Source organism: Paenibacillus sp. 2TAB19 (assembly GCF_052115185.1).
In the GTDB taxonomy this organism is placed as follows: domain Bacteria; phylum Bacillota; class Bacilli; order Paenibacillales; family Paenibacillaceae; genus Pristimantibacillus.
Window position 1 is genome coordinate 15,537 of the sequence record NZ_JBFRGE010000072.1, and the last position, 18,137, is coordinate 33,673.

The window sequence follows — 18,137 nt, forward strand, 5'->3', positions numbered from 1 at the left end:
CCATGCTCCCTCAGATAATCATTTAACCATTCACAATCTCCCCGCCGTTAATATGAAGCATCTGACCGGTCACATAGCTGGAATCATCGCATGCCAGGTAGACGTACGCCGCAGCCAGCTCATACGGTTGGCCGGCGCGTCCCATCGGCGTGTCCGAGCCGAAGGTCGACACGGACTGCGGGTCGAACGAAGCCGGAATAAGCGGCGTCCAGATCGGGCCGGGAGCAACGCCGTTGACGCGGATTCCCTGGGCGGCGAGGTTGGCAGCGAGCGCACGGGTGAACGAGACAATTGCTCCTTTGGTCGAGGAGTAATCGATCAACGTCGGATTGCCTTTGTACGCCGTGATCGAAGCTGTATTAATAATAGAGGCCGGCGCTTTCAGATGCGGCATCGCTGCGATCGTCAGATAGAACATGCTGAACACGTTCGTGCGGAACGTTGCATGAAGCTGCTCGGCCGTAATGTCCTCCAGCTTCTTCCTGACATGCTGCTCAGCCGCATTGTTAACGACGATGTCCAGTCTGCCGAGCGTCTCTATCGTTTGCTTCACGACATCCTTGCAGAACATTTCGTCTCCGACATCGCCAGCCAGCAGAAGACACTTCACACCTTCCCGTTCAACAGCTGCTTTCGTCGTCTTCGCATCGTCGTGCTCGTTGAGATACACGATGCAGACGTCGGCGCCTTCCTTCGCGTAAGCAACCGAAACTGCGCGGCCGATTCCACTGTCGCCGCCCGTAATGATTGCGACCTTCCCCTTCAGCTTGCCCGCCGCCTTATATCCTTCCCATTCATAGATCGGCAGCGGATTCATTTCTGATTCGATGCCCGGCTGTCGATTTTGATTTTKCGGCGGAAACACAGGCGTTTTATTATTGGATGCATTCGTCATCTGTGATCAGCTCCTTATATTTTTGCCATAAAAGATTTCGTCCATCTCGGACTTCAAGCGGCTCGTAATCTCCTCTTGCTCCATTTGCGTCAGCTCGTCCTTCGTGTAGCCGAATAAATAATTGTTCAGATCGAATTGCTTCAGCTTGCACTTCGTATGGAATACGTTCTCCTGATAAATATTGACGTCGATCATATCGTACAGGGAGGCTTCTTCCTTCGGAATATAATTTTGGATCGAATTGATATCGTGATCAATGAACAGCTTATCGCCGTAGATATCTCTCGTGAATCCGCGCACCCGGTAATCGATCGTCATAATGTCCGTATCGAACGAATGGAGCAAGTAGTTGAGCGCCTTAAGAGGTGAGATTTCACCGCAGGTCGATACGTCGATATCTGCTCGAAACGTGCTGATTCCTTCATCCGGATGGTATTCAGGGTACGTATGGACCGTAATATGACTTTTATCGAGCTGCATGACAACCGAATTCGGCAGCGGTCCCGGCGATTCCTCGAACGACTCCGTCGGCACCTCGACAATCGGCCCTTCCGATACGAGCAGCGTTACGCTTGCGCCCTGCGGCACATAATCCTGCTTTGCGGTATTGAGCACATGAGCGCCGATAATATCGGACACGTCATTCAATATTTTCGTCAGCCGCTCCGAATTGTATTGCTCGTCGATATAGGCGATGTAAGACTCTCGCTCTTCTTTCGACCTCGTATAGCAGATATCGTACATATTGAAGCTGAGCGACTTCGTCAGGTTATTGAAGCCATGCAGCTGTATTCGCTGTTCATGCGTTAGCTTCACCTTGATCCCTCCTTTTCCTTCCTAACTACTATTACCCAATAATTAGAGACCGATGCGAATATTGCTTTGTTACACGCAAAAAAACTACGGCGACTCAATTAGGAGCAGTCGGCTAACGGACATAAATGACCCTAATTGCCATTATTCGACCGCCGCTGCATCGTAACGGACACAACAGACGCTAATTGCGCCAATCGAATCGATTCCGCTGCCAAACACACCTGTTAGAGGCTTATTTGTCCGTTAGTACAGTTAAAATCGCAAATCAACCCATAAGAGTCTCTGGTGTCCGTTAGTATCAGCAACCGAGGCTCGGACAGCCGAACTCGGACTTCGCACATGGATCGATAGCTGCAACAATTGGAAGTTTAGTGGGAACCAATCACGTTTTTTTGTTGATTGGTCAGTCATAGTAAAAAAAGCATCCTGCACCCGGACCAGCCGAGATGCAAAATGCTTCATTCTTCATCGTTACAGCCTCGGATCGATTTCCTTCTCCTTCGCTGTCTCGAACAGCAGCTCAGCTGCCGCTGCTCTATAGCTCTCATTCGCCGTGTTAATATCGGCGAACGGTATCGCGAGCATCCGATTGCCGAGGCGATGCTCATTGAGCGACGTCCTCGCCTTAAGCTRAATGTTCTTCTGCTTCATTAGCTTGCCGTACTTATGAGGAAAACGATAATCGTATCCATAAATGATCGACAAGTATTCTTTATTCCGAACCTTCATATAAGGCAGCGCCCGCTCATCCCGCTCATCCGGTTTGATGACGACACCCTCCATATGTTGCTCTACCGTCAGCTTGGCGAAGTAGCGCTCCGCTGCCTCATAACTCCCCGCCTCAGACAAATCAAGCACAACGAATTCGTCATCCGACAARAACCGGTACATCTCCGAAGTCGGCCAATCCGGCAGCAGCTCTTCGCCGTTCTGGTAAACGATCTTAAGCATCGCGAACGGTTTATACGATAGCTCGCCCGCTTCGGCATACAATTCAAGCTGCTTCTTGTACGTTTCATAAGCGCCAATATGCTCGTGGAGCGGAACATGCTTCCCTCTCAGATCGGCTACATACTTATAAGATTGGTAGATGTTTGCCCCATACTTCTCGCTAAGCACGTTCTTGGCCAAATGATGCTGATCCTTCTCGAAGCCGCTTTCTTCATAAGCCTGCAGCAGCTTGCCCAATGCTTCGTCGAATCCGCTCCCAGTCAGATGAGCAAGCTCTGTCTCAAGCGCCTTGCCTATCGGCTTGAACTGCCGCTGAATGAGACCGTCGCCAAGCGCCAGCCAAGGAAGCAGCTCTCCGTCAAGCAACAGCAGTTCGATCTCGTTTTTCTCCATATAGGCTCCGAACTTGCCAAGTAAAACCTCATACACCGGTGCCATATCGACCGCATTTATCTTGTATCCATTGCGGCTGACAGCGAAGCACTGCTCAAGCTCTCTGTGCAAATACACATTGCATCTAGAGCCCATATACTTCGGCTGCAGCACGACCTTATGAATGCCGCGATTCGCAAAATAATCCAGTCCGCGCGCAAGAGACTCCAGCTCTCCGGCAGCTTCGTCCTTATCCGCAGGCGACATTGTTCCCGATACAAAGTTAATCTTATTGTTCGAAATGTATCGCAACCTGCGTGAATCCTCATCGCTAAGCTCCTGCAGCGATACTTTGCGTTCCTCCTTGAACAAGAGCGGCAATGGCTCATCCGAAATGACCGCCCCAGCCTTCTGCGTCTTGAAGAAAGGTTTATGCGCCAATATGACTCCTGTTAGCGCATTGCCCTGCACAACGCCAGTATCGATATGGATCTTATTTTTGATACGGAACGACTGCTGCGCCGCAATGTGGCCGAACAGATGATACGGATGGTTGCCTACCGCATCCCGCTTCAAGAATGGCAGTTGCTCTTCGAGCGGCTTGTCGCGGTCAATGCGGAAGTTGCGTTGATGGCGCTCCGAATCGCTATCCAGCTTACCAATATACTTGCTCTCGCAAGGCGCATGCGTCACATAAAACGATGGCGTACGCGTGCCGATCAGTCGATAGAACGACTTCGACAATGAGAACAAATGGTCGAACTTGGCGAGCAGCGACTTATCCTTCGAGAGCGTCTTCGTCGAATCGAAGAAGTGATCCAAGAGCTCCTGCTCCACGCCCTTGATCTCGCCTTTCATGTACTTGCTGACGAAATTCTCATGGTTGCCCATCACGAACAGGAAGTTGTCTTGATTGTCATAGAGAAACTCGATAATGTCTCCCGTTCGACCGCCCTTATCAATCCAATCACCTGCAAGCAGCACTTTCGTATTCCGCGTCTTGTCCGTATGAATAAGCCTATTGCCATCCATCTCGAAACCCAAGCTAACGAGCAGCGCCTTCAACTCATCGACACATTCATGCACGTCGCCAACGACGATGTATTTGCCATCTTGAGGCAACGAGCACGAAATCAATTCATCCTTATTCGTGATGTTAACCTTATAATCCGGATTAGCACCGCCATCCACCGGCGACAAGAAGTCCTTCGCCCTCACTTTATGGATCTTGCCATATTGCTCCCTTGCCAGTGAACCGAGCACTTCTTTGCGCAGCCGATTAATATGAGCCGTAATCAGCTTCTTCGAACGCTCTGAGGCGTAATAATCTTCCCGCTTCTTGTAGTCGAACAGGATAACCTCTAGGTTATAATGATTCGCTTTCGCGATTTCCCGAACCTTTTCCCTAAAGTCCTCAGCAAGTCCAGTCGTATCGACAACAACGAATTCCGCGTTCACCGGGAATGATGTCACCATACGCAGCCGCTCGTACAATAGCTGGAACGCTTGAGCGCTTGCCTCAAGCATTACTTGGTCGTACTTATCGTATTCATAACCAAGCAGCTCCTGGCGAATGCCGTCGGAGGACAAATATTGTACGTTCGCCTTCACGCCGCGCGCTGCATCCTCGAAGCCAAGCTGAGGAATAAGAACATGCTTCGCGAACGTCGTTTTGCCGCATTCCGTCGATCCGATCAACATAAATATCGTATGAACCTTCGTCGTTATTTCCACTGTTCTTATTCCCCCCTCTTTCTCAAAATCGCACCTTGCGTCGTCCGCACACCATTCACGCCGTCGCCAATCGCAACGAACTCGCAGGTTACACCTAGCGGTTCGATAATGCGATGCAACCACTGCTCGAACTGGGTGCGTCCCATTTCCCATTTATGATCGTCATGCCGGAAGTCCTCCAGCTCATAATACGTGTTGAAATCCGCGTTAGGCGTCGTCAGCACAAAATGATCGAAGTCCACGCTGCCGCATATTTGTACAATGAGCTCAGCCGCTTCTTCTTCGCTCATATGCTCGATCACCTCGGTCATGACGACATCGACGCGCTCCCCATTATATTGTCCGACAAAATGGTCAATCGACGGGTACGTCGCTATATTGTCAATGTCCTTTGCTTGCGCCTTACGCTGCACGATTTCCAGCAATGGCTCGTTAATATCGATCGCGTAATAGCTGTCTTCGATTTTCGCCGCGAAAGGAATCGCGTAGAAACCTTCACCGCAGCCGACGTCCAAGATCGCTTTGTTGAACGGCAGCACGCCGCCGATGAAGCTTCGCCGCTGCTGCGCCGTACCGCCGAATTCGAAGCTGATCGCATAACGATCCGATTTCTCCAGCTCGGCTTTATACTTCTTGAATCGCTCTCTTGTCGAAAGGAAGTTCCGGGCGAACAGGCTGCGAATGTAGAACGGCGCGTCGATCAATTGGACGCTCTTCATATACTTCACGATCAAATCATCTGAAAGATCGAGATACTCCTCGCCGAACAACGCTAGAAACAAGCAAAGCACGCTGGCGACATGCATCAGATGATGCAGGCTTTTCCCCGTTTTAATCGTAAGTGAATAGCTCTTGTGAGCAAGATGCTCCATTTCGAACGTGAAGCCTTGCATATGTTTATTGAAAAACTCAATATAACGCACAAGATGAATATGAATCATATTGATATGAAGCGTATGCTCATAGYCTTCTACATCCCGCGTATCCTGTGCCTTCAGCGGCGCTGAGAAAAACTCATTGATCGCCGCAAGCGGGAACAGCGGTGTATTGTAACGGGATACGTTTAAGTATTCGAAGTCGTCCTTTGCGTGTTTTTTGAACGAAACCTCATTATCCGCATCCTTGAAGTAAACATGGAACGACGACGGCTCGCTGTACCAGCCGTAGGCGATTCCTTTCCTTACAGCTCGAAGCATCATGCCCGCATTCGGATTTTTCTTAATCACGAACGACAGATCTGGATTGCTCGAGCTCAGTTGTACGATTGCCATCTCTTATTTCCCCTCCTATCTACCATCCACTATCCTTGTTGGCTCTAGCTCCATACTTCCTTCAATACCTGTCGGAACAGATTATCCAGCTTATCGTCCAGCAGCGTCTCCGGCGCTTTATGCGCAGCAGCCGCTTTCTCGAAGTAGGCGAGTTTGCTCTCTATGTATGCGTTGATCACTTTGAGCTGTGGCTCGTAATCGAGCTCGTCTCCGGCTTTCTTGCGCGCAAGCATCTCCTCCACGACAGTACGCAGCTCGCTTCCTTCTTCCATATATGTCCTGACGAGATGTTCGAATTCCATCGGCGGCATCGTTCCTTCGCTGTCTATCCATTCGCAAGCCAGGAGCGGCCTCAGCACGTAAAAATACTTTTTGATTCTGACCTGCTCACCCTGCAAATACTCTCGATAGTTGCCTCTAGCCATATTCAGATAGTGATGCATACAGGATTTCGGCGAAAAAGATAACGGCGAGATCTCTCGAATCCGATTCGCTACCGTACTATTCTCGAAATACGGTATTGGCGACTGCAGCCATTCGAGCAGCGGCGGGTTGGACTTGCGGAATAAACCGAGCGCCTTCTTCATGTCCCAGCCGTTAATGTCCAGCATGTCGCTGATCGGCCGCTCGATGACATCTCTGCCGCTGAATATGGACAAATACCATTCAACCGGCCTCACATAGATGAATCTCACATCATAATCGCTGTCTTTGGAAGGGAAGCCCCAAGCCCGGCTTCCCGATTCGCATGCATATAAGATTCGAACATTTTCCTCCCGCTCTATGTCGCCTAACTGCTGCAAAATTTCATAACGGACTTCGGTCATGAGGGTCACTTCCTCTTCTCTCTTCTATTAATAATCGTTCGTTCTTTACTATACGCCCTTCACCGTTGCAAGCGGCTTGCATTTCGCAACTACGCTGGCGAGCCCCGCGCCTACGACGCTCTCGATAATTTGATCGACGTCCTTGTAAGCTTGAGGGGACTCATCGATGAGAGACTCCAGCGAGCGCTGGTTGACGACAACCTCATCTTCCTCGCCGACACGCATGGCGGATGCGAACTCATCCACAGTGATGAGCCGCTTCGTCGCGCTGCGCGACCGAATGCGTCCTGCTCCGTGGCAGATGGAATGAAAATTGTTTTTGCCGCCCTCACTGCCAACCATAATATATGAGGACGTTCCCATCGAACCTGGAATGAGTGCCGGATGGCCCGTAGCCGCATAGGGTTGCGGATTGTCCGGATGCCCTGCCGGCAGCGCTCGTGTCGCTCCTTTGCGATGAACGAAATAATTTCCTCCGTCATGCTGCTCCTCCCATGCGTAATTATGCATGAGATCGTATAGCGTGCTCATCTCGAACTTCGAGCCGAATACTTCCTTGCCTGCCTCGCGAATGGCATAGGCTATGAGATGGCGATTGACGACGGCGTAATTCAGCGAGGAATAAAGTAGATTCACATACATCTCGCCAAGCGGGTGGGATAGCGGGGCGTATACGAGCTTCGGATCGGCCGTACCAATGCCTTCGGCCCGCATCATCTTCGCAATATCATTGCTGCAGTACTGGCTAACAGATCCGCCCCAAGCCCGCGAGCCAGAATGGATCATGACGGCAACCTGGCCGTCGAATAGACCCCAACTCTGCGCAATTTCACGGTTTTCTTCCGCAATCTCAATCGCTTGAATCTCCGCGAAGTGATTGCCTCCGCCAAGCGTCCCTAGCTGACGGTGCGAGCGATGCCACACGACCTCAGGAAACCGATTCAGCGCTTCCTCGTCGAAGCTGAACTTGCTGCTCTCGACATGGGTAAGTGAGCTTGCCTTCCGAGGCGTATATGCGTCAGGGACATATTTCTTCGGCAGTCCATGCAATCCCTTCTTCAGCACATGCTCCAGCCGAATATCGGAGAAGTGGCCCCGGGCGTGCTCTTCAGAGGGCAAATACTTATCGATCGCCTTCACCAGCTTGCGCCGCAGCTTAATATCTCGTAATTCATCCTTGTGCATATTCGTCAGATGCACCCGCATGCCGCAGCCAATATCGCTGCCGACAATAGACGGCGACACATACCCGTTCTCGGTTTGCCATACGGCAGTCGTTCCAATACACGTTCCTACTCCGACGTGAACGTCCGGTGTATAGCTCATATAAAATTGATTCGGAATTTGCAAATTGTTGTTCGCCATTTGGAACACTTTGTAATCAAGCGCGGCGAACAATTCGGGTCCGGCATACACATGCACCTGTCCCGCTGGCAGGCTTACCTGCTGATAATACATTTCTTTCATAACTTCTCTAACCCTCTCTGTGACGGAAATGAACGCAAAAAAGCCGCAGACGATACTCATCGTCCACGGCTTCAATACGCCTATGCTTTTGCAACTTCACAAAAAATTTCAATAAGCGCGAAGTATTAGAAAGCAGTCGAGGGCCCCGATGAGGCCGACGACATGGACAAGCTATTAAGCTGTAGCTGATGCTGTAATTCGACAGGTAGATTGTAGCTGAACATAGTGGTCGGCCTCCCTTCAATTGATTCTCATCATAATAAATCCAGCATTTGGGTTTTGTCAAACTATTTTTAAAATTAACTTGTTCACGCTCGCTTGGTTACCGCGAAACTTTTCTTTTTCCGTTAGAATGCCATCCATCGACCGAGCTCACCATTTGATTTCATAAGAGCAGTCTCAACTACCATTTAATCCTTCAAATCCGCCGGAAACACAAGCCCCAGCTGCTTTCTCGCCTCATCCATGACTTCCATGGCCAGCATGGAAGTTGCGAGCGAATTAATCGCCGATTCCGTCTTGCCGGCCTCGACCAACTCGATAAATTCCTTCGCTTCGTAATACATCGAATTTCCGGAGGTCGGCTGCGACAGGTCTTCCTCTCTGCCGTCGCGGTATTGGATGACGACCTTCTCCGGTTCGCTGATCTTATCGATGAGGATACTGCCGTTCTCTCCCTGAATCTCGGAAGGAAGCGAGGACTGTGTTATTTTCGAATACATAATAACCGCATCCATGTCCGCATACTTCAGCAATAAACTTCCCTCGCCATCAACGCCAGATTCCAACATAACGCCCGTTGCCTTCACCTCATCAGGCTTGCCGAACAGCGCTACGACTTGATAGATGCAATAAATGCCGATATCCATGATAGCGCCATTCGAAAATGCAGGATTAAACGCATTAAGCACCGTGCCCGCCTTATAGGCATCGTATCTGGAGGAGTATTGGCAATAGCTCGCGAAGAAACGGCGCACCGTTCCGATTTTGGACAAATGCTCCCTGATCGCTGCCGTACCCGGCATGAATGTTGACTTCAGCGCCTCCATCAGCAGCACTCCGTTTTCTTTCGCCGCCATAATCATCGCGCCCAGCTCCTTCGCGTTGGAAGCGACCGGCTTCTCGCACAATACATGAATGCCATGCTTCATACATTCAATCGCATACTGTGCGTGGTACGAGTTGGGACTCGCAATGTACACCGCGTCGATCTCTCCGCTTGCCGCCATGGCAGCTATATCTGTATATGTATTTGGAATTTCGTGCTTGGCGGCAAACTCCTCCGCACGCTCCGCCGTTCGCGAATAAACCGCCGTTAATTGAAATGACGCTACCTCGMGCGCCCCGTCGATAAACCGTTCCGTAATCCAATTCGTTCCGATAACTCCGAATCTAACCATCTAATTCCCATCCTTACTGCGTTTAAATTGTGGTTAAAAACTTTTAATCTCAAAAAAACCGTGCACCTAGAAGTATAAATGTTCGTATAATAGGAGTAAAGCTTGCGGCTGCTTAAATGCTACAACTCATCGTAACTATAACCAGGAGGCTTGAATATTTGGATAAATACATACTTTTCATCCCGATCCTTATCACTTACATCATTGTGGTTCTCATCTATTTTGGCCAAAACAAACCGAAAGGCGGCATCCTATTCGGGATTACGCTTCCACCGGAAGCACTAGACGACAAGCAGTTGCTCGATCTGAAAACGTTGTACAACCAGTCGTATACCGTATACTTTACGATTGCCTTGCTTGCAGTAATTCCCTTGTTCGGACTTACCAGTTTCTTTTCCTTGTCGCTTATTTACACGCTAATGTGGCTAGCCGTCTTTCTGTACACATCGAGGCTGCCCTTTATCCGCGTCCATCATGGAGCCGCTATGCTGAAGAGGGAGAAGAAATGGTTCATAGGCGAGCCGCGTACGGTTCGCATCGACGATAAAATTAGCAGCTTAACGCAAGCGACCCTATTATCCGCATACTGGTTCGCCATACCTGTAGCTGTCGCATTAGTGTTCATCATTCTCTCATTCCAACAATCGGACATGCTGCTGCGCATGACGGGAGTAGCGTCCCTAGGCATAACATCCATCTTATTCGCTCTCTCGGCCGCATTTACGAGAATGAAGCCCAAATTGTATAGCGAGAACAAGCTCGTTAACGAGGCAATCCATTCAGCCGGCAGACGGTATTGGTCTATTTTGTGGCTGTCCATGGCGATCTTCGAGAGCGGTTGCGCAATTACGGGTTACCTGATATTGTCCGAGGGCAGCTCTTCGACCTTTGTATTTTGGCTCATCGGCGTTTTGCTCGTTTCCCTGGTCCCAGTGGGCGGAATTCTGTTCGTTCATAATAAGCTCGCCATGCTTACATATGACATCGCCCATACGGATGGTCAAAGCGTCCTTATCGACGACGATCAATATTGGCAGAACGGCTCCACCTATTATAATCCGAACGACCCGTCGGTCATGGTGCCGAAGCGAGTCGGTATCGGAACAACGATCAATATGGCTACTCGGACAGGCAGAAGGATTCAATACGGAACGATTATCGTTTCTTTGGCCATCATCCTTCCACTTAGCGCTTTTGCCATTAAGTCCGACTACACCGGGCCTGTACTGACCATTGAGAATAGCGGACGTATTGCAATTGATTATTCGCCTTACGATTTCGATTTCCCGCTGAATGATGTGGTGGCAATTACGCTTGAGGACACCGTTCCTTCGGGTTTTCGCACGAACGGCATGGCAACCGCTGCTTATGCAAGAGGCAGCTTCAAGCTAGACTCGCTTGGCAAGACTAAGCTGTACATTTACAAAAACAATCCGCCTTACATCATGATCAAACTACCTTATACCTATATCATCTACAATGAAAATGACCCCGCCAAGACACGAGAGCTTTACGCCAATCTCGTTGAAGCAAGCAAACAAGGATGACCCTCAGGGGTCATCCTTGTTTGCTTCTAATACGGCTATTTCGCACCATAGACGAATTGCTCCACCAGGTCTATCGTCTGCTCGTTAAGCTCACCCGAGTTGTCGAAATAAAGCACTGAACTCGCAGGAATGCTCCATTTCAGCTCCCGCGATGCTAGTGACGTTTGGCTGAAATTTTCCCAGTGCTTAAGCTTGTATTGATCGAGCGGCAAGCCTCGCCTAGCGATTCGCTCATAATGCTGTCGATCGTCCTTTAGCTGGACGAACACGACCGAGACCTCGACATCGCTGAGCGTTGCTCCGATTCTCGCGAGCTCCGACTCAATCCACTTTGGATCGTCCGTCTCCTTCGTAAAAGGACCAATCACGAGCGCATCGTTCCCGATCGCCACATTCTCCAACGCTGCGTCCATCGTAATCCGATAGCCGAGATCACGGCAGAGCGCCTTGTAGGCCGCCGAATCCCGGTCGTCCGGGTCTAATCCTGCTTGCGTCATCAGCGCAACCGCCGCGGGACGCAGCATCGTGTCCATATCGAACAGAGCCGCTCCACGCCTTGCCGCAAGCGCCTTCGCCAGCGTCGTCTTGCCTGCCCCCGCACCGCCTACAAAAAAAACGAGTTTCCTCATCGCATCAATGACACGTTCTACCTCCGTTAGCGCTTAATTGAAATGTAAGCCACAATTCCATTGTAACCTACAGTCGTGATACGAACCTCACGGTTGTTGATCACCATAGTTACTGGCTTAATTGTGCCCTTGTCCTTCCGATCCTTAAGCTTGTCCATGAAAATCTTGTTGAACTGCTCAGACTTGGACTCGAACATAAAATTGACAAAAGTGTTGTAGATCTTTTCATATCCATTAATTGAATACTTAGAATCTATTGAAATTCCAAAGTCAATGTCCGAAGAACCAAGGCCTACGCTCATCACAGAAGGTTGGAAGTCGTAGATGCCTCGATAATTCTCGTAAGTCATCTTGTCGTAATCTTCCTTGTTTGTGTAATAAGTCTGAACGACGCGGGCATCCTCAAGGTAACTGTCAGATGGAGCAGTTTCCTGGACTGCCTCAAGGGCGTCGAACAGCTTATTAAACTCAGCGTTAGGGAAGACGTAGTACTTCGTATCGCCGCCCGGCATCGCAACCGTAGTGTAGTGCTTACCAGACAGATCCGGTAGGTGAGGTGTGCGATTAGACTTCTTCACGATGCGGTCGACCAGGACGACAGACTCAGCACGGGTGATGTAGCCCTTAGGCTTGAAAGTCTTGTCAGGGTAGCCATTTATGACACCCTTGATGTAAGCCTCGATGACGTGCGTCGTGTATACGATGCTGTTCTTGTCCTTGATGTCGCTCCAAGCCAGGTCAGCAAGCATCTCGTTCTCGTGGTGCTCAGACCAAGCCAGCAGAGACATGACGAGGTAAGCAGCCTTCTCACGGCTCAGGCTCACGTTAAACTTGCCGCCCCAAGCCGGATCGACGCGCTTGAAGAACAGCATGCGCTGAGCTTGGTCGAGGTAGGGGTCAGCCCAGTACTTAGTCGCTGACACGACTTTGTTAGGGTCGAAGTACTCCGTCGTCTCAACCAGGTTGGACTGCATAGGGTAGCTCAACTGGTCGAAGTACTCCATGGACCAAGTCACCTTGCCGTTGGACTGCTTCGTCGTCAGGGAGCGGATCATCATGGTGATGAACTCATCCACGTTGACTCGGTCGTTAGGTCGGAAAGTGCCGTCAGGGTAGCCAGTCACATAGCCAGCTTTAGCTGCCTCAGTTATAACGTCCTTAGCCCAGTGAGTGGCTGGAACATCCTTGAAACTATTAGTAGTAGTTGCAGCAGCAGCGTGAATAGGTGCAGCCACAACCATAATGATGATGCTCATGATAATGATAGCGAATTTCTTCATCTACTTGATCTCCCCAGAACTGTTAAAATCAATCTACTCCTTACCCGTTCGCTTCTCGATGACGATGAAGCAGGTGCTGTCCGGCAACGGCACATGTACGCCGTCTTCCCCGTACAGCTCTACCTTGTCAGCCAGCGCCTCTGTATAGCCCGCCTGCAAGTAATGGCTGCTCGTCACTATTCTAGCGCTGCTTCCTAGCGTAAGTCGGATGAAATCGTGATAGCCATTCGGCGTGAAATACCCGAACTGCTCCTGTACCTCATGCACATAAGCCTCTTCTCCCCAGGTGTATGTATACAGAAACTCCATCGCATCGTTAACCGGCATTCGCACCTCGTTGTCACCGAGCTTCTCGAATACGATTTTGCGGCCAGCGAAGTCCTTGCTGTATCGCTCCAAGCATGGCATCGCATCCGGCTGAAGGAAACGAAGCTTTCTCGTCATCTCGGGCGGATCGGTCATAATACCGTCGCGAATAATAATACGCCCTCCTTCGGAGAGGACATCATACGCGCTGCGAAGCGCAGCCGCTATCGTGTCGTAATTGAACTTGCTGCCGTTATAAGGGACGTAGGAGTACAGCTCATGAATGATGGATGAGAAAATAACGCTATCTATGCTGCCCGGCTCTACGTAATCCTTCAGATTCAGCGCATCGCCCTGCATCACTTCCCAGCGGTGGCCGCCAAGCTGCTTCTTCCGGTTCAGCGCTTCTACGACATTGGTAGAAATATCAATGCCAATCGCTTTTTTGTCAGGCAGTCGCTCCTCAATTAGATCAAGCAGCACGCCTCCGCCCGGACCGATATCAATGACACGATCGCCGACGACGTAGTCGAGTATAATTTTTTTGTAATCCGCCGTTTGATTCATGTCGGCTAGGTATACCTCTTCGTTGTGGAAACGGTCGTACTTGTCCCTACGCAGCTCGAACAGATCATACAGCAGCAATACCGCCCGCTCGTACAGCGGCGATTTCTCGGCTTCCACGCAGAAGGCGATCAGCTTTTCCGCAGCAGCGGAAAATTCGAACTCGACAAATATCGTATCCTCAAGCTGTTCCTTCTGACTCAGCCTATGGCTCAAATGCGGATTGCTGTGCGTCATCTGGCCCGATCGAATAGCGTTCCAATCCAGCTCATTCAAATACTTCTCCATCATACGCAGCTTATAGACATTAATTTTTTTCTGGCCGCGGTAGTCATAGTACATGGCATTCATTAGCCGCTCGAAACTAATATGCCGCACATTACCTAAACCTTCATTGCGGGTGGCGATGGCCATCAGCTTCAGAAAGTGCTCCAGCGAGAAATCCTGCAGGGCAGGCTCCGCATACCAAAATGTCTTTTCGCTCAGCGGCTCAAGCAGCTCTTGAAGCCTGTACGCTTGATCCAGCTTATCGTACACATCATCGAACGATTCGCCGCGCTTGATCGACAACGTGCGCATTCTTCGCAGCCGATCACGGGTTTCCTCCACCCTAACTGAGCGCTCGATAACCAGCTCGTGAATGCGCTCCGCCACTTCTGCGCCTACGGCTTCCCATAGCTCGGGTGCTACCGCCCCGATCACGCAATGGTTAAGCTGGAGCAGCACCTGCTCTAGCTCCTCCGCCGTCAGTTGACCGCTATTCACGCTCTCGAGCAGAGCGGCACCCTCGGACTGCGGTATTTCTCCACGGATTTGCTGACCGATCAGTCCATGGGCTTCAATGAGCAAAGAAATAATCGCAGTCTCGCCACCTAATTGCCCCTCGTTCAGCGAACGCTCGTAGAGCTGGGCTGATCCGCTATTATGGACGAAAATATTTATGCCCTCCGACTGCCAGCGCATACGATCCTTGAACGTGCCGCCCTTGGCCGTCTCCGACCAGGCTAGTACCTGCTCAAGCGCGTCCTTCATCCAATAAGAGAGCTTCTTCGCATCCAGAATACGCAAGCTTCTCTCCACATAATCGAGTACCGGATTTGCATTTTTTAACTGATCGAGGGAGCTTATTCGCTCTACGTTAACGATTCTTTCTTCCGCGGACGTGAGGTAATGAAGCCAAGGATGCCGTTCCGGATTGACGGGCTCGCCTTGGCGATAAGCCTGAATGGCTTGAAGCGATTGCAGCATAAGGTGCGTTTCCTCCTCGTTTGCCGTGAATGAATTTATTTCTTCTGTAATTCCCGCCATACCGTCTTATTGCTGTATTGCCTCTCATCGCTGATATCTTTGCCGAACCACTCGGGTGCCTCGAATGCAAGCGCTTCGCTCTCGGACTCGAACTCGATCTCCAGCACCGTAAGCTTAAGCTGATCATAAATGTCGATCTCTACTATGTCACCGTTCCATTCGGCGGTGACGCGGTTTTTCGTAAGAGGAACAGCTTGGAAGGCGTTAACGACTTGCCCATAGATCGATTCCGTAATGCTGTATTCAATCTCCTCGCGCGCTAGCCCATTGCCTTGCTTGAACGTATGCGTGAAGCTTAGCTCCCCCGTAGCCACGTTCGTAATTTTGCGGACGCGCAGCTCCTGATTCACATCGAGCGCCAAATACGTCTGTTCGATCCGCTGCTCGGATACGACTTGGATTTCACCTTGTTGGACCAAGCTATCTACCGTTTCTTGCAGTAAAAATTTACGTTCAATTTCCAATGCCATCTCGTCTCTCTCCTTTTGCTAACTCAATCTTCTTCGCCGAACAACTCTCTTAACATCTTCTCTTTATGATTTAGGAATTGCTTCATGATTATGTAATGCTCCGTCTCGTCCATCGTCGTAAGCGAAATTCCCTCGGGGCTTAGGCTATAGACATAGGAGTCTGGATAGGCCATAAGAATCGGCGAGTGGGTCGAAATGATGAATTGGGAGCGCTGCTGTACGAGCTCATGCATGCGCGAGAGCATGGCCATCTGTCTAAGCGGCGATAAAGCAGCCTCGGGCTCGTCCATGATATAGAGACCGTTCCCGCCAAAACGGTTAAGAAATGCAGCAAAAAACGACTCGCCATGCGACTGCTGATGGAGCGACTTTCCCCCATACGAGTCAATGACACGGCCGCCAAAACCAGGCTGACGGTCCATCTCGTCAATATTTGTCGCCAGATTGTAGTAGCTCTCCGCTCGGAAGAAAAATCCGTCTCTCGGTCTCACAGCGCCTCTCACCGGTCTTATATATTCATGAAGCTCGGAATGTGTCGCTTCCGTGGAGAACGAGAAGTTAATCGTTCCGCCCTCCGGGTTGAAGCCGAGTGCAATCGCGATCGCCTCCATCAAGGTAGACTTGCCCATCCCGTTCTCGCCGACGATGTAAGTCACCTTTGGATGAAAGTCGAGCCGTTCCAATTCGCGGATCGCGCTAAGATTGAACGGATACTTGTCGAAGGCAGGTATGAGATCACGAAGCAGACTAACGCTTCTTAGATAAAGTCCCAGTTCGCTTTTTGCCATCAGGCTAGTCCTCCTGCGTCATTTCAGCCTTTTGCCGGCTTTCAATTTCTCAATCGATTTTACGATACGATTCTGTCTCGTTTCCGCCTTCTTGGCATCTTCAATCCACGTAATGTATTCCTTCTTATGCGAGTAGGAAAGAGATTCGAAGACTGAGCGCGCCTGCTCGTCTTCCCCGAGGCCTGCTGCCAAATCATCCGGAACTTCTACATCGAGCGGAGCCGTATCCAGCTCCATCGTCATACGTACGCTCTCACCCGCCTCGGCCTTCACTTGTTCCCGAAGCGTCTTATTGATGACCATATAATGCGAGCCGTTGCCATGAGGCATCAATGAACCTCTATATGGGATGTCGTTAATCGTTCCTTTGACCCTTACCTGTGATTTCGTTCCGTACAGTTGTTCCACAGAGCAAGGAATTGTGACATACGTCCATGTCCCTACCCCCTCCGGTCTTACGAGTGCAGTCTCAAACTCCTCCATCATGTACTCCTTCCATCCTCGAGCGGTTAATAGGTCTAGCTCTATTGTAGCAACGAATGGCCTAGTTTCACAAACCCTACTCGACTAGTGAAAATAGTTTTAGCAAATGGAACTTATGGCATTTATCACAGCTTATGACATTGCGCTAAAATGATACTATTACGTTAATCGCAACAATAAGTGAATGAGGTGGCTTAATGGACGTTCCTTTGGAACAACGGCTTGAGCAGCTGCGAAATCGTCTGATTCTATTATCGGCTAATAAGGAGCTATGGCAGGATAACGAAATTATCGAGCTGTGTCGGCAAGTCGATCAACTTGTAAGCGAGATCCATAGGAACAGAGGACAATGATGATGCAGGGGACAAAGAACGAACAACGAGATGCAGGGGTAGACGAGGCTTTATTCACAGCGGTTCTTCATAATGACTACTCCAAAGTGAGATTGTTATTGCTTCAAGGTGCTGACGTCAACTATTCCAATGAGATGGGGATCACACCGCTCATAGCCGCCGCACTTCATGAGAATATGCGAATCGTATATGTTCTCATCCAATGCGGGGCAGAGATCGAGTTGCCTGACCGCAACGGAGATACCGCTCTAGACTACGCGGCTCGTCATGGAAGAACAGCCATGGCTAGGTTGTTGAAACGACTGATTAGCGAACAAAATAACCGCACTTAAATCCATTCCGTCTTGTTCTTCCTCTCAAGTAGAATACACAACTCGTTATACAACCGCGGCTTATTTGAAAACACAAAAAAAAACCTTGAAGCTTGAATCGCTCAGGTTTTTGTTAGTAAGCATGAATGCTTACACCTTGAAAACTGAATATGAACGTTTTGAATGAATGTTTTAGCTGTTGCCTACAGGTTGTATGGACCATATAAGCTCTTTAGGATAAGCCCTCGACCGATTAGTATTCGTCAGCTACACACATTGCTGTGCTTCCACCCCGAACCTATCAACCTCGTCGTCTTCAAGGGGTCTTACATACTGGGAAATCTCATCTTGAGGGGGGCTTCACG

General features: G+C 50.0%; 16 protein-coding genes and 1 rRNA gene. 3 read left to right on the forward strand and 14 right to left on the reverse strand.

Features of this window, described 5'->3' with window-relative positions; genetic code table 11:
• Positions 1-22: 22 nt before the first annotated feature.
• From AB4Z33_RS24410 to AB4Z33_RS24440, 7 genes are all read right to left on the reverse strand, one after another.
• Positions 23-895, reverse strand: a complete 873-nt coding sequence (locus AB4Z33_RS24410; RefSeq protein WP_442052382.1) for an SDR family oxidoreductase — start codon at positions 893-895, stop codon at positions 23-25.
• 6 nt (positions 896-901) lie between these two features.
• Entirely contained in the window at positions 902-1,711 is an 810-nt protein-coding gene (gene speD, locus AB4Z33_RS24415) for an adenosylmethionine decarboxylase (RefSeq protein ID WP_442052383.1), read from the reverse strand.
• 471 nt (positions 1,712-2,182) lie between these two features.
• Positions 2,183-4,768, reverse strand: coding sequence for a metallophosphoesterase (locus tag AB4Z33_RS24420; RefSeq protein WP_442052384.1), 2,586 nt, complete (start codon positions 4,766-4,768; stop codon positions 2,183-2,185).
• 5 nt (positions 4,769-4,773) lie between these two features.
• Positions 4,774-6,039: a class I SAM-dependent methyltransferase gene (locus AB4Z33_RS24425; protein WP_442052385.1), complete on the reverse strand. Its 1,266-nt coding sequence runs from the start codon at positions 6,037-6,039 to the stop codon at positions 4,774-4,776.
• 44 nt (positions 6,040-6,083) lie between these two features.
• Positions 6,084-6,866 (reverse strand): nucleotidyltransferase domain-containing protein, encoded by a 783-nt coding sequence (locus tag AB4Z33_RS24430; RefSeq protein ID WP_442052386.1) that lies wholly within the window; start codon positions 6,864-6,866, stop codon positions 6,084-6,086.
• A gap of 48 nt (positions 6,867-6,914) precedes the next feature.
• Positions 6,915-8,333 carry an RtcB family protein gene (locus tag AB4Z33_RS24435; RefSeq protein WP_442052387.1) on the reverse strand — a complete coding sequence of 473 codons (1,419 nt, stop codon included), beginning with the start codon at positions 8,331-8,333 and terminating at the stop codon, positions 6,915-6,917.
• Between the two features lie 410 nt (positions 8,334-8,743).
• Positions 8,744-9,733, reverse strand: coding sequence for a Gfo/Idh/MocA family protein (locus AB4Z33_RS24440; RefSeq protein ID WP_442052388.1), 990 nt, complete (start codon positions 9,731-9,733; stop codon positions 8,744-8,746).
• A gap of 158 nt (positions 9,734-9,891) precedes the next feature.
• Between AB4Z33_RS24440 and AB4Z33_RS24445 the strand changes: the two genes are divergently transcribed.
• Positions 9,892-11,280, forward strand: a complete 1,389-nt coding sequence (locus AB4Z33_RS24445; RefSeq protein ID WP_442052389.1) for a DUF5808 domain-containing protein — start codon at positions 9,892-9,894, stop codon at positions 11,278-11,280.
• Positions 11,281-11,315: 35 nt separating this feature from the next.
• Here the strand turns inward: AB4Z33_RS24445 and AB4Z33_RS24450 are convergent, their stop codons facing one another.
• The 6 genes from AB4Z33_RS24450 to AB4Z33_RS24475 are packed head-to-tail and all read right to left on the reverse strand — an operon-like array spanning position 11,316 to position 17,111.
• Entirely contained in the window at positions 11,316-11,909 is a 594-nt protein-coding gene (locus tag AB4Z33_RS24450) for an AAA family ATPase (RefSeq protein ID WP_442052390.1), read from the reverse strand.
• 26 nt (positions 11,910-11,935) lie between these two features.
• Entirely contained in the window at positions 11,936-13,189 is a 1,254-nt protein-coding gene (locus tag AB4Z33_RS24455) for an S-layer homology domain-containing protein (protein ID WP_442052391.1), read from the reverse strand.
• Positions 13,190-13,222: 33 nt separating this feature from the next.
• Complete coding sequence (locus AB4Z33_RS24460; protein WP_442052392.1) at positions 13,223-15,307, reverse strand: class I SAM-dependent methyltransferase; 2,085 nt, start codon at positions 15,305-15,307, stop codon at positions 13,223-13,225.
• A 35-nt stretch (positions 15,308-15,342) separates the two neighbouring features.
• Entirely contained in the window at positions 15,343-15,837 is a 495-nt protein-coding gene (locus tag AB4Z33_RS24465; protein ID WP_442052393.1) for a CYTH domain-containing protein, read from the reverse strand.
• A gap of 23 nt (positions 15,838-15,860) precedes the next feature.
• Complete coding sequence (locus tag AB4Z33_RS24470) at positions 15,861-16,625, reverse strand: AAA family ATPase (protein ID WP_442052394.1); 765 nt, start codon at positions 16,623-16,625, stop codon at positions 15,861-15,863.
• A gap of 18 nt (positions 16,626-16,643) precedes the next feature.
• Complete coding sequence (locus tag AB4Z33_RS24475; RefSeq protein ID WP_442052395.1) at positions 16,644-17,111, reverse strand: YdeI/OmpD-associated family protein; 468 nt, start codon at positions 17,109-17,111, stop codon at positions 16,644-16,646.
• A 194-nt stretch (positions 17,112-17,305) separates the two neighbouring features.
• Between AB4Z33_RS24475 and AB4Z33_RS24480 the strand changes: the two genes are divergently transcribed.
• Both AB4Z33_RS24480 and AB4Z33_RS24485 read left to right on the forward strand, forming a co-directional pair.
• Positions 17,306-17,461, forward strand: coding sequence for a hypothetical protein (locus tag AB4Z33_RS24480; protein ID WP_442052396.1), 156 nt, complete (start codon positions 17,306-17,308; stop codon positions 17,459-17,461).
• Positions 17,458-17,793 carry an ankyrin repeat domain-containing protein gene (locus AB4Z33_RS24485; RefSeq protein WP_442052397.1) on the forward strand — a complete coding sequence of 112 codons (336 nt, stop codon included), beginning with the start codon at positions 17,458-17,460 and terminating at the stop codon, positions 17,791-17,793. The genes AB4Z33_RS24480 and AB4Z33_RS24485 overlap by 4 nt, the downstream gene beginning before the upstream one ends.
• A gap of 212 nt (positions 17,794-18,005) precedes the next feature.
• Here AB4Z33_RS24485 and AB4Z33_RS24490 read toward each other — a convergent pair.
• Positions 18,006-18,137 (reverse strand): 23S ribosomal RNA (locus AB4Z33_RS24490); the annotation flags it as partial.

What these genes read in the sequence shown, in the direction of transcription:
- AB4Z33_RS24450 (WP_442052390.1), bottom strand. Translation starts at nt 11,909, where the DNA reads ATGAGGAAACTCGTTTTTTTTGTAGGCGGTGCGGGGGCAGGCAAGACG.
- AB4Z33_RS24455 (WP_442052391.1), bottom strand. Translation starts at nt 13,189, where the DNA reads ATGAAGAAATTCGCTATCATTATCATGAGCATCATCATTATGGTTGTG.
- AB4Z33_RS24475 (WP_442052395.1), bottom strand. Translation starts at nt 17,111, where the DNA reads ATGATGGAGGAGTTTGAGACTGCACTCGTAAGACCGGAGGGGGTAGGG.
- AB4Z33_RS24465 (WP_442052393.1), bottom strand. Translation starts at nt 15,837, where the DNA reads ATGGCATTGGAAATTGAACGTAAATTTTTACTGCAAGAAACGGTAGAT.
- AB4Z33_RS24435 (WP_442052387.1), bottom strand. Translation starts at nt 8,333, where the DNA reads ATGAAAGAAATGTATTATCAGCAGGTAAGCCTGCCAGCGGGACAGGTG.
- AB4Z33_RS24460 (WP_442052392.1), bottom strand. Translation starts at nt 15,307, where the DNA reads ATGCTGCAATCGCTTCAAGCCATTCAGGCTTATCGCCAAGGCGAGCCC.
- AB4Z33_RS24480 (WP_442052396.1), top strand. Translation starts at nt 17,306, where the DNA reads ATGGACGTTCCTTTGGAACAACGGCTTGAGCAGCTGCGAAATCGTCTG.
- AB4Z33_RS24430 (WP_442052386.1), bottom strand. Translation starts at nt 6,866, where the DNA reads ATGACCGAAGTCCGTTATGAAATTTTGCAGCAGTTAGGCGACATAGAG.
- AB4Z33_RS24485 (WP_442052397.1), top strand. Translation starts at nt 17,458, where the DNA reads ATGATGATGCAGGGGACAAAGAACGAACAACGAGATGCAGGGGTAGAC.
- AB4Z33_RS24470 (WP_442052394.1), bottom strand. Translation starts at nt 16,625, where the DNA reads ATGGCAAAAAGCGAACTGGGACTTTATCTAAGAAGCGTTAGTCTGCTT.